This window comes from Diaphorobacter ruginosibacter (assembly GCF_014395975.1).
GTDB lineage: Bacteria > Pseudomonadota > Gammaproteobacteria > Burkholderiales > Burkholderiaceae_C > Diaphorobacter_A > Diaphorobacter_A ruginosibacter.
Map to the genome: position 1 here is coordinate 3,083,052 of NZ_CP060714.1, position 12,357 is coordinate 3,095,408.

A 12,357-nucleotide genomic window follows, 5' to 3' on the forward strand; every position below is an offset into this window, starting at 1 on the left:
CTTGGGCTTCATGGAGACAATGCGGGCAGCGTCATGATCTTCCCGCTCAAAAAACGTTCGCGCGTCGCGGCCCGGGCCTTCTTGCCCGAGGAGGTTCGCTCGATGCAACCATTGGAGACGACGTGCACGGCGGGCGGAGCGCCCAGCAGGCCGGCGGCGGTCGAGGCGATGGACCCGAGCGCGTGCGGATGGGCGGATTGGCGCACCGCCTTCTCATGCACCAGCAGGAACAGGTCGGACTCAGGCAACGCCTCCTGATCCTGGAACAGCAGGATATCGTCCGTCTCCGAGCACAGGATCTCCGCCACGGCCTGCTCGACATCCTGCGGCCAGACATTCCTGCCGCGCACGATCATGACGTCCTTCCTGCGGCCCGTGATGAACAGATCGCCCTGTGCATCGAGAAAACCCATGTCGCCCGTGGCCACGCCGGCCGCGGGCTCCAGCGGCTGCAGGCTGGCACGTTCGTAGATGCCGGACATCTGCGCGGCACCCTGCACCACGACATCGCCCACCGTGCCGGCGGGAAGCGCCGCCCCGCGCTCATCCCGCACCGTCACTCGCCAGCCGGGCAGCGGCCTGCCGCAATTGACGAACTCCTGCGCGCCGGAAACGGCATTTTCCGCATCGGCAACACCACCTGCGGGATCCACGATGAACCGCCGATGCGCCCGTGCCCATGGAAGATCGCACACGGTCACGGCGAGGGTCGCCTCCGCGAGGCCGTAGCTGGGCCTGAACGCGTCGGCGTGGAAGCCCGCCCCGGCATGGCGGTCGGCAAAGGATTGCAGTTGCGACGGGATGATCCGGTCACCGCCAACACCGGCAATGCGCAGGGCCTGCAAGCAAAGGGAGGCATCCTCCTCGGCTGCCGCACGGCCGGCCGCGAGTGCGTATCCGAAACCGGGGGCATAGGTGATGGTGCTGGCCCTGCTGCTCATCAGCCGGGTCCAGAGCTGGGGCCTGCGCACAAAGGCAGTGGGTGCAAGATAGTCCACGCAGACCTGCGCGCACAGCGGCGCCAGCAGCATGCCGACCAGCCCCATGTCGTGATAGAAAGGCAGCCACGAGAATGCCCGGTCCGATGCGCTCAACTGCATGCCGCTGCGAAGAATATCGTCCACATTCGCCATCAGTGCGCCATGGGAAATGGCGATGCCCTTGGGATGCGATGTGGACCCCGACGAGAACTGCACATAGGCGGTATCACCCGGGGCCGGCATCTCCCACGAACATGCCTGGGGATGGTCCGCTCCAGCGGCCATGGCCTCTGTTGCCGTCTCGTAGTCCACGCATGGAAGGCGTGCAGACAGGCCCTCGGCCTGCAGGATGGGCAGCATGGGCCGGGGAGCCACCAGAAGCGACATGCCCGCAGCCTCCAGCATGCCCTGCAGCACACGCTGGTAGCGCGCGTTGCCTTGCAGCGCGGACGGCAGCGGCAGCGGACAAGGAGCCCAGCCCAGCAACTGGCAGGCCAGGAAATGCGTGATGAAGTCGGGGCCGGTCTGCGCGACGAGCCCGACCCTTGCCCCCTTCGCCAGGGAATGGGTGCAGCGCAGATATCCCGCCAGCTGCCGCGCCGCCTGCCATAGCCGCGCATGGCTCAGGAATGCCTGCTGCTGGCCGAGGCCATCGAAGAAAGTCAGGCCCCGGTCGGGAAAGCATGCCGCATGCTCGGCAGCCTCCAGCAGGTTCGCGAACCCGCCGATGCGGCGCTCCCGACGCTCAGGCATTGCCGCCCTGGCCTGCCGGCACGGCGGAAGCGGGACGCTCCAGCGGCCGTTTGGGTGGGCGCAGCGCCAGATCCTTGAAGCACGCGATGGCCAGCACATCCAGGCGCTTGCCATCCACCCCCAGGCACTCCTGCCGCAACAGGGCCTCGGGTACGAAGTGCTCGTTGTTGGCCAGCGCAAAGAGCACGCGGCGGTTGCTGGCCAGCACACGCGCGGAGATCTTCTCGATGTCGGGGCGGGAGAACATCTCGTCGAAAAGGGGCTCCGAGACTTCCCACAGTATCTGCCGGGCCACCTGTGTATGAGGCGCCATGCCCATGGTGAGCGTCGCCACACGGTGCACGCGGTTGACCGAGAAGTTGTAGAACCCCTGCAGGCTCTGGCTGTGCTTGTCCAGCACGCCGATGAAGTAGTTGTCCAGGTTGTTGAAGCTGGCGATGAAGGCCCTGAGTCCTTCCACGGAAAAGTGCAGCGCGGAGAGATTGAGTCCCTGCAGCATGAGCGGGTCGTCGAACCAGCGTGCGAACTCCGGGGTCACATCGGCTGCCGTGAGGCTACGCACCACGAAGTTGCTGGTTTCCACACGCACCGGGCCGCCCTGAGAGGCTTGCTGCACGGGCTGCTGCAGCGAGATCGAGAATCCGCTCATGCCGTCTCCGCCTGAGCCGCCGCCGGGAGTGCCTGACGCTGGTGCAGCGCCAGCAGTTGCTGCCAGTTGTTCGCCATCGACCATTGATGCACCGCGACCAGCGCCGCGTAGCCCTGCCGGACCCAGTCGGCCAGCGTGGCATCGGGCAGCCGGTGGTAGGCATCCATGTCCACCACGCGAAAGCCGCCGAGTTCGTAGTACTGTCCGGGCGCCAGTTCGATGCGGGCCTGTCGGGGCACGAGCAGGCGTTCGCGCTCCAGGGCCGCCATGAAGTGCCGCGTCATCTGCTCGTCCTGCAGGCATTGCCGGCAGAAGCCCACGATCTCGCCGAGCGCCGTGTTGGGCTGCCCCTGGAAGTCGAACAACGGGCGCGCCGTGGCATCACTCTCGAGGGGGACGACCTGTCCTGCGTGCGGATCGAAGAAAAAGCTGGCGCTGCGCCCATCGCCATCCACACGCATCCAGAACGGATAGCGGCGCAGATAGCCCGGGACATAGGTCTCGGGCAACCACCGCCCCTCGGCATCCACGAACAGGTTGCGCCCCTCCACCAACGCAGTCACCGCGATGGGGATTCCCGCGCTCTCGGCGGGCCCGAAGACGATCGGATAGCTGCGCGCGGCCAGCGCGAACTCACTGATGCCCAGGGGCACCGCGTTGGCGTTGCATGCCGCGCGGAAGTTCGGCGTGCCTCGCACGCCAAAGCCCAGATGCCGCACAGGATCCAGTGGCTGCAGTTCGCGGTAGAACATGGGCAGGGGTGGCGTAGAGGACGTATTCATGAACCTTGCTGCAAACCGAGGGTGTTCGGCCCCCATGGCCGAAACCTCTATTCTGCGCGATCCCCGCGTGCCCGCAAGGCACGCAGGGATCGGCACGCCACGTCCGTGGTCAGGCCCGGACCTGCTGGCGCCGGCGGCCGATGAATGCCGCTGCGGCCATCATCATGCCCGCAAGCGCACCCAGCCCTCCGGCACCCAGCGCGGGAACCGGCACAGCGTTGCCCGACCCCGGAGTACCTCCGCCGTCGCCGGGGCCGCCGCCGCCGCTCTTGGTCAGGTTGTTGGACATGGTCAGCGTCTGCGAGCCTCCCACGGGCATGGCCGTACCCGAAGGACCGTAGGTGGCAGCACTCCACTGGTAGCCCGTCACCGCAGGCATCGGCGAGCCTTGCGCAACAGAGCACTGGCTGCCCGCCGCCACGGTAACCGGAGCCGAGTTGCCCACGTTGTTGGTCACGGTGATGTTGCCGCTGTACTGGTAGCTGGGCGTCGTGCAGTTCAGCGTGAAGGGAATGCTGCCGGTGAATGCCGGTGCGCCGCCGGAGGGTGTCACCGTCTGCTGGATGACGATCTGCCCCGGCGCCTCGGTGGCCTGCAGGTACCAGTTGCCGTTGCCCGCCTTGACCAGTTGGTACTGGAATCCGCCTTGCGTGATGGGCCCGCCATCAAGCACAAAGGTGCCTGCGCCGCTGGCAGCGGCCGCATCCACGACGAGAATGCCGTCGCAGCCGCTGGTTGCCGCTCCGGGCCCGCTCGCATTGGTGATCTTCAGCCGGGTCTCGCCCGTGATGGCTCCGGTGATGACCAGCTTGTCGCTGGCGCTGCCGCAGGCCCCCAGCACCGTGTCGAGCAGCACCGCGCCACCGCCGCTCCAGCTGCTGGCCCTGGCGATGTCGCTGGTGCTCTGGCCACTGTCGGTCAACTGCAAGATGCCATTGGCCCCCAAGGTCACCTGGTTCAGGGTCTGGCTCGTGCCGCCCTGCATCAGGGTTCCGCCAGCCACCGTGAACGACTGGGCGTTGCTCAGGACATCGTTTGTCGGCAGAACGAGGGTGCCCGCGGTCACCTCGACCGGTCCGGTAAAGGCCTGCTGGTTAACGGGGTGGTCAATGGTTGGAGCGCAACCGCTTTCCACGGGAAACGCTGGCAAGGCAGGAACCTGTGCCATCGTGGTTGTTCCTGACTCCTGCACCAGCCGGCCCACGCCCTTGAGTGGAACATCGAAACTGAGATTGCCGCTGGTATGGTTGAAGTGCAGCACGCTGGTGGGTGTTGTCAACTGGATGTGGGAAGCCTGGATGCTGCCCGGAGCCGAGGGAGTAGCGGTTTCCGATCCATAGTAAATCTGCCCTGTTCCATCGACCAGGATCGGCCCGATGCCATAGGTTTCGTAAGAGAGCGGGATACCGCCGCTGAATGCACCCTGGAAGTTCCAGATTTGTGCAGCGCCAACCTTGACCGAAGCCTGATCGGCAGTCACCAACGCTCCATCATTGCCGATCTGAATTTTCCCGATGTGGTGGTCGTGAACATTACTTTGCAGGTTCAGTGATGGATCTTCACCCATGATGTAGTGGCCGTTCACCAGAAGATCTGCGCCGCTGCCACTCATTTTGACCAATCCCACTCCCGAGCCGCCAATCTGCAATGGTGTGGTCGCTGTTGGTGCGGCATTCGAACAAGCAGTGGATGTAGCCCCATTGCTCACTGAAACCTTGCCGGCACCCAATACGTCCAGCGTGCCCTGCCCGCCTCCTGACCCCACAATCAGTCCATTGGAGAACTGGGCAATATTGCGAGCACCGGCAGCGGGGTCGTGCATGCTGACAACACCCACGCCTCCATCTTTTCCGATGAAGCCGCGCGTCAAGGCAGGGTCGGCTGGATTGGTATCGGAGCCGTCGGCAGCCCCGAGCTTGCCGCCATGAAGTATGTTGACCTTCCCAGTGCCGCCGCTCACGCCAATAGCGAGACTAGGCACGCTGTCGATGGTGTCTGACGGGCTCGCAGGAGAGTATGCATAGGCCAATCCTGCACCGTCCAGGTTCAATGTGCCGCTGCCACCGACGCCTCTACCAACCACGCCATTTCGTTGAACTTGCAAGAATCCAACCAAGTTGGGGTCATTGCCAGTGATGGGATTCGATGCAATGCCCGTGCCTTTGGCAGTCAAGACACCCGCACCTTCTGTTCCGACACCCAGACCCGCAGAGGTGATGAAAACTCGTGGATACTCTTGAGAATTTACCGGAGGAGTCAGCAAATCAATATCTACCGCTCCGCTTCCTCCTTGGTCGCCAACGCGGACTGTCGGCTCTAAACCACCGGGAGCGCCGAAGATCATCATATTCAATCGAGCTTCTGCAGGATCGACCTTGATGCCCAGGCCACCATTGGCACCGCTGCCCGTCCCTATCAGAAAATCCCCGCTGAAGCTCAACCAATTCAGGGCTGCGGAGCCTACCAGCGATGGCGGAGTTCCCGCGCCATTGATATATACGGTGTCATTGAAATTCGTCCCCGAATGGGCCGGATTCCAATTGTTCAGGGCCCCAAAGTCCGACGAATCGGCACCCGTCCATGTGATTCCCGCAGCCTGTACACTGGTTGTTAGAGCCACACCCAGTGCAAGGACCAACTTATTCTTTCTGAAAGAACGTCGCGCCTCTCGCAGCACTCTCCGTTGCACGGAGGACGATATTGACAGACATGTGGATGATAAGCGTAACTGCATGGTTGGTTCTCGTAGATTGAGAAATAAAAAACTGAACACACTGACACTCCGCTTTGGTAAGTGCAATCTGGGTGTGGAACTTTTCTCTATGTTTCAATGCGCGCGACATCTGCCAGCAGAACGATAAGGGCAAATAATGCCACCGCCGTCTCAGGATGCGAGCAGGTTGCACAACGACCCATTGTTACCGCTAAACATGTACCTCCCAGCAGCGAGAGTATCGGAGTTAGGCCAATCTAAGAACAGATAAAAGCTGCCATCTTCGATTTCCTTTTGTGACCTAGTTAAATCGGCTTGGTCATTGCGACCAAAGTAATACTCACACAATGCCACGTACGATTTTGATAGATCGATAATTCTATAAGTGGCAGTACGGAAAAGAGCACAAGTACGCGACGCCATAGAAGCGAGTTTGCAATGATAAGTTCTTGATAAACCCAGAGAATCGCAAAGTGGAAAAGCGTACTATGTGGCTGATGAAGAGCGAAGTGGGTGAAGATAACTCTTGGCAACTATGACGGTTAAGAGATGGGGTCGCTTTGACAAAAAAGGGAGTTGCACGAATGTGCAGCCCCTTTTTTCATTTAGCCGTCTCCTATCAGGACCGCTGGCGGCGGCGCAGCGCCATTCCCCCTACACCAGCGCTCAGCAGACCAAGCAAGCTCAGGCCAGCCAATCCAAGTGTAGGTACTGGGGTTGCGGAAGAGACAACTGGGGCATTTTGCAATGTCACGCTTTGCACCACCCGCGGAGCAGCGTTATATACGGTCGTACCAACCGTCCCACCAGCTTGGTCTGCAGCAATCTGGCATTCGCCAACTGCTACCGGTGTAACCGTAACACCCGACACCGTGCACACATCAGGTGTCAGGCTCGTGTAAGCAACTGGTAGCGTCGAACTGGCAGTAGCCGCAGGACTAAGAGCGAACACGCCACCGGCTAAGCTGCGTGGGCTGGTTTGCGCGGGAAAGGTAATAGTTTGATTCGACGGAGGGATTGGATCCTCTCCGGTGCATGTGGCCGTCACGTAAAAATCAGCAATGGCCGCTAATGCGCATAAGCCACCATTACAGTCGTTGGTGTTCTGACCACCATCAAGCATCAAACCAATGGTATTCTGCCCACGCTGAAAACCGGGGATAGCAGGTGTCGTGGCCGTTGAGAATGACGCATACCCGTTCGGCAGGTATAAGCCGGAATTATCGAAAACGGGAGTTCCTCCCACCGGTTGGACAAACACGGTATTGCCGTAGTCATCAAACCCAAACCTGCCATCCAGTTTGATACTTGCCAGATCCACATTACTACCCACCGTAATCGGTTGGTTCATTTGGAACACAGAAGCGTGATAACCCGCTTTGGCTTGACCCGTTGCAGATGGGTAGGGCACGCCTGGGGTGTCGGCTCCCGCAGGATCCGTGGTGCCCGGGCTAATCCAGCGAGCCGTGGTTGGCTCAGCAAGGGTACTTGGGTCAAAGTAGCTACGGTAGCGGTAGCTGTCGTATAGTGGCTGCTCCACATTCTCCAGCGTGCCGGCGTTATTACGCCAAGTCCACTTCCAGTCACGCGCGTTGGTCGTGAATGGGCCAATGCGGACTGCATCACCAGCTTGGTTACCAGCAGGACAGGACAAAGCTGTCGTGGGTTGGGGAGCAGGTTCAGCCAAGCAATCGGCGGTGATCTCCAGATCTGCATACACGCCGGTGGGGGCGCTCGCTGTTGTGGCCTCGCTGGTAAGGGCGAAGCCGATGGTATTGTCACCGTAGTAAAAGCCTAGATTGCCTCCACTTAGGTCGATAGCCGCAGGGGAACTCCAAGTGCTCAGCATTTGCGTAGTCTTAACCCAGGCAGTGTTGACCACTCCGCCAGGCAAGGTAGAAGGCTTGACCAGGAATTGCGCGCCGTTGTCCGCGCCGCCAGTACCTGTAATCCTTATCGTCGACAGGTTCACATTGCTGGCAACATTGACGGGCTCATTAGCGTAAATCGTCGCCCGGCCGCTCACCCAAGCGTCGGCATTGCCAGTAACATTCACGACGGGATAGGTCGAACCCGTAGCAGGGTCAGTCGCAGTGCCCATGCCGAAAGACAGCCACTTGCTCGGCAACGCTGGAGACTGCGTTGCTGGGTCAAACCAAGGAATCAAGGTCGTTAACCGAAAATTATCGACCACTGTTGCTGTGACTGTCGAGTTCGCAACCAACTTCGCATCGGTTGACCATCCTGCAGCAGATGATGTGGATACACGTAACGGCGTACCGCAAGTCAGCGTAGCGGCTTGAGCGCCTCCCAGCGCGAACAACCCAAGAAAAGTAACAGCGATTGGTGCCGCCGCTTTGTGGATAGTACAAGCTCCAGTGATTCCAGTAATTTTCATTCATTACTCCATTGATAAAAACGAGTGTCCTGCCCCAAGCTAGTTAACAACATCACAACATCAACCGCAGGTTTGAAGTTATTCGATGACCACTTCCATCCTATGAACATTGGACGATTCATAAATTTTTCAAACCAACTCACCATCATGATAGTACCCAGCAATGCTGACCGCTCAACTTGAAGTCAAGCTGAAATCACTAGGGGACCTAACATTTTTCGCCCATGAATTTTTACCTCTACTCAACACTACATTATTTTGGAAAATTCAATATTATTTTGATTTTTTGAAAATATCGCCTTGCTGGCAAAAAAACAACAAAACCACTTATGCTCAACAGGGCACAGGCTCCATCTTTCACCTGAAAGGGAGTTACCATATTTTTTAGATTTCGAAATCCCATATACCTGGGCCATTAATCGCAATACAAACGATATAAAATTTTGATAGTTAACCGCATTCACTCAGGAATATCTTCGATATTTTTATTATAAAATTCAAGACATCTAAAGAAGGCCTGCAAATTTCCCGCTGAAGCCAAGCCTCCCTCACCACGATTCTGCGGCCTTGTTGCATTACAGGGACTTCCCATGAATGCAAGCACTGGCCGGAATTCTTTTGACAAACAAGCATGTCCCGTCAGTCAAGACGATCAAAGCGCGTAAAACGAGGAACAGACTGCACATCTACAGACGGGGTTCAGCACAGATGTGCGCCCCAAGAAACAAACCGCGCAGCAAGGCTCCATTCAAATCCCGTGATGTCTTGCGACTCACAATGCAACAATCGAGCTTGCTTGCTGCTGGTCTGACCTGTTCATTGCATCTTTGATTTCACGTCTGGCATGTTGAATCCATCGTTTGGCTTATGCGCCAGCAAATAGGGGGTTGCGTTGGGCGCGTGCTGATATGTGCAGCCTCGTAAGGGCGCTCATGGACCATGAGAGCCCACAGGATACGAGCATTCTTGTTGGCCAATGCAACGACGGCCTTTTGCCAGCCGCTGCGCTGCCTCAGGGCAATAGCCCATTATGAGATGGGGTCCTGATTGTGTTTGCCCGTGAGCACTGCAGCCTTTGCGCCTTGTACCAGCAAAGAGCGTAGATAACTGTCGCCGCGCTTGGTAACGCCTCCCAGGTTGGATTTCCCGCCACTGGAATGTTGGCGGGGAGTCAACCCCAGCCAGGCCGCAAACTGTGCACCATTTTTGAACTGCTTGAAGTCACCAACGGTTGCGACAATGGCTGATGCCGTGAGTGGTCCCAAGCCTTTGATGGAAGCAGCGCGCTGCACCTGCTCATCTTGTTTGTTGTGCGCGGTAATACGTTGCTCACACCAATGGATATGTTCATCGAGCTCTTGCCAATGCATGAACGCACGCTGCAGTGCGATGCGAGCCGTGCCTGCAACTTCATTACTCGCGTCTTCCAGAATGTCATGCAAATGAGCGCGTAAGACTCTGGGGCTTTGCGCCAGCACGATACCAAACTCAGCCAGCAAGCCACGAATGCGGTTGATGCAGGCTGTGCGCTCTTCTTTAAAGCCTTCGCGCAGCCGATGCACGCACAGCATGCCTTGCTGATCCAAGGTCTTGACTTGTACAAAGCGCATTTGAGGACGGCTCGCGGCTTCGCAAATAGCTGCGGCATCATTAGCATCGTTTTTACCGCTCTTGCCTTGCATCCGGTAGGGAGACACCAACGCGGCAGCGATCATCCGGGCATCAAACCCCATGCGTATCAAGTGCCGACACCAGTGGTGCGCGCCTCCACAAGCCTCCATGACCACCAAGCACCGAGCTGGCAATTGAACGCACCATTCCAAGAATTTGCTGCGCTGGATGGCTCGATTGGTAATCGTTTTTCCTTGGGCATCTACGGCGTGGACTTGAAGCACATTCTTTGCGAGATCCACTCCGACACGGACGATGGTTTGCATGGCACGACTCCAGATGAGTGACGAAGAAATTTGCTTGCCTCTCCATCTTGGCACCGCACATCAAAAAGTGCCAAAGTGGTGGGAAGTCCTTCGTATTCAAATCGGTCTGAGGCTGAGTCTCCCCAAACCCCAGACGTAGTTATGCCAGGGCAACCGTCTGGGGCGTGCCCAGCTCGGTGAAGCGATTGAGGATGGATGCCCGAATGTTGAGCTCGACTACTTGTCGCTCAAATGTCCTGGACATCACCTTCTCACCCAAGCGCTTGAAGCAATTCATCTTCGTCTCCACCAGTGATCTACGGTGGTAGCCGCTCCAGCGTTTCCAGATGGCACGACCCAATCGCTTGCATGCCTTGACTGCCTCATTGCGATGGGTGAATGCCAGTCCTTTGCGCGGCGGGATGACGGGGATGACTCCCCGCCTGTGACAAGCCTCATGCACATCCTGCGTGTCATACGCTCCATCACCCGTGAGGCTGACCACAGTTTCATGGCTGGGGATTTGATTCAGTAACTCGGCACCCACTGGCGAGTCACCGACTTCATTGGTGGTCACAACGATGGCCCGGATCTGCATAGTGTCGGCATCAATACCCAGATGCACCTTGCGCCATTGACGGTGCCACCCAGGAACTTGATGCCCGTGGAGTCAGCGAGCATGTGCAGGCCCTGGCTGCTTGGACGGTAGTGCACCAGAACATCCAGACTCTTTTGCCTACGGCACACCGTGCTGTAGTCGGGCGCAGCCCAAGGCAGGCCCATCAATTTGAGTAACGACTGCACCAAGCCCAAGGTTTGCCGCAGAGGCAAAGGTCGTTCGAAAGTGACCAGGTACGCCAAAGGCACTACCAGGCATCACCGCAACGCCTTCCGAATTGAGTAGCTCAGACGCAAAGGTTGAGTCCGAATCGATGGATCGGCCTTGGGGCGTACTTTCTCCGAGCGGCGTTGTTGCACAACTCCAGCTCTGCAGTGCGGTAGGCTCGCCTGATGAGTGAATCGAGCTGGGGGCGCAAGCGTTACCGCACCACAAACTGGAAGGCGTACAACGCAGCATTGAAGGCCCGAGGCGACTTGACCATCTGGCTGGACTTTGGACTGCAGTGGTTGGCCCCTCCAAGCGGCAAGCGTGGCCGCAATCGCACCTTGTCAGATACTGCTATCCAGTTTTGCCTGACCATCAAATGTCTGTTCGGCTTACTGTTGCCACGGACTCCTTGATCGAGGCCAGCAGCAATGCCTCACCCTGGGCTGGAGTGCGGCCTTTGCGGCTTTCCTGCCAGTGGCCAGGGCGGTGATGCCGCACATGCAGATTCGAGCGCGCCACGCCCAGCACCGAGCAGACCGGCTTCATTGGTCGTCCCCGGGCAACAAGGGCGAGCGCGCAATCCATTTTTTTTGCTGCAGCGATCTCCACGGCCTCCTTGAGTATCTCGTTCTCCAAGGTCTTTTTGCCCAACACGCGTTGCAGCTTGGTGATCTCGGCGCGAGCTGCGGTCAACTCCGAAGCTGGAACAACCGCTTCCCCGCGCTCACGGCCACCAGCGCGCCTTCGCGCTCGAGTCGCCGCCAAGTGAATAGCAAGCTCGCCGACACGCCCTCCTGGCGGGCCACGAGCGAGACGCTCATGCCGGGTTCATACGTCTTGCGAACCAAGGCTGCCGCCTTCTCAGCAGCAGACCAGCGCCTCCTGCGCTGGTCTCGGGTAATGATCTCAATCGTCTCTGTATGCCTAGTCACATGCACAGTCCTATGCCTATCTCGAAGATAAGCGATCGACCGTGTTCGGAGATTCAGGGGCTATCTCACCGGGAACGAAAGATGATGGTGCAAGAGCGCGGCCAGCCGATCCTCAACGCACTGCATGAATGGATGCTGCTGCAACGTCAGCAACTACTCGACAGCTCAGCGACGGCCTAGGCCATAGGCTACAGTCTCAACCACCGGAGAGCGCTCACCCACTTTACTACCGACGGGCGACTGCCTGTGGACAACAGCTGGATCGAAAACCAGATCCGGCCCATTGCCGGGGGTCAACAACTGGCTGTTCACAGGAAGCCTGCGCGCGAGCCAACGTGCGGCGGCGGTTACGGGTTATAAAAAAGCCGCCGCAACCCCCTCATGGGCATTGCGACGGCAGTGCTC

The 12,357-nt window shown here is 58.8% G+C and carries 6 protein-coding genes and 4 pseudogenes; 2 read left to right on the plus strand and 8 right to left on the minus strand.

Translation table 11 applies throughout. The features are described from left to right. Nucleotides 1–8 precede the first annotated feature (8 nt). From H9K76_RS13985 to H9K76_RS14015, 7 genes and pseudogenes are all read right to left on the minus strand, one after another. On the minus strand, nucleotides 9–1,733 hold the full coding sequence (locus H9K76_RS13985; protein WP_187596004.1) for an AMP-binding protein: 1,725 nt from the start codon (nucleotides 1,731–1,733) through the stop codon (nucleotides 9–11). After that, nucleotides 1,726–2,382, minus strand: a complete 657-nt coding sequence (locus tag H9K76_RS13990; protein WP_187596005.1) for a GNAT family protein — start codon at nucleotides 2,380–2,382, stop codon at nucleotides 1,726–1,728. The genes H9K76_RS13985 and H9K76_RS13990 overlap by 8 nt, the downstream gene beginning before the upstream one ends. After that, entirely contained in the window at nucleotides 2,379–3,164 is a 786-nt protein-coding gene (locus H9K76_RS13995) for a SapC family protein (RefSeq protein WP_187596006.1), read from the minus strand. Before H9K76_RS13995 ends, H9K76_RS13990 begins: the two co-directional genes overlap by 4 nt. Before the next feature lie 109 nt (nucleotides 3,165–3,273). After that, on the minus strand, nucleotides 3,274–4,776 hold the full coding sequence (locus H9K76_RS14000) for an autotransporter outer membrane beta-barrel domain-containing protein (RefSeq protein WP_187596007.1): 1,503 nt from the start codon (nucleotides 4,774–4,776) through the stop codon (nucleotides 3,274–3,276). A gap of 1,720 nt (nucleotides 4,777–6,496) precedes the next feature. Next, complete coding sequence (locus H9K76_RS14005) at nucleotides 6,497–8,275, minus strand: hypothetical protein (protein WP_187596008.1); 1,779 nt, start codon at nucleotides 8,273–8,275, stop codon at nucleotides 6,497–6,499. 833 nt (nucleotides 8,276–9,108) lie between these two features. Further along, nucleotides 9,109–10,212, minus strand: a pseudogene (locus H9K76_RS14010) (IS110 family RNA-guided transposase). 139 nt (nucleotides 10,213–10,351) lie between these two features. Beyond that, a pseudogene (locus H9K76_RS14015) lies at nucleotides 10,352–11,022 on the minus strand (IS5 family transposase); the annotation flags it as partial. A gap of 180 nt (nucleotides 11,023–11,202) precedes the next feature. On the opposite strand from H9K76_RS14015, the pseudogene H9K76_RS14020 reads away from it, so the two are divergent. Continuing rightward, nucleotides 11,203–11,418, plus strand: a pseudogene (locus tag H9K76_RS14020) (transposase); the annotation flags it as partial. Here H9K76_RS14020 and H9K76_RS14025 read toward each other — a convergent pair. Next, a pseudogene (locus tag H9K76_RS14025) lies at nucleotides 11,417–11,952 on the minus strand (transposase); the annotation flags it as partial. The pseudogenes H9K76_RS14020 and H9K76_RS14025 sit on opposite strands and share 2 nt — an antisense overlap. 183 nt (nucleotides 11,953–12,135) lie before the next feature. Between H9K76_RS14025 and H9K76_RS14030 the strand changes: the two are divergent. Next, nucleotides 12,136–12,312: an IS66 family transposase gene (locus tag H9K76_RS14030; RefSeq protein WP_187600642.1), complete on the plus strand. Its 177-nt coding sequence runs from the start codon at nucleotides 12,136–12,138 to the stop codon at nucleotides 12,310–12,312. The last annotated feature ends 45 nt before the right edge of the window (nucleotides 12,313–12,357 follow it).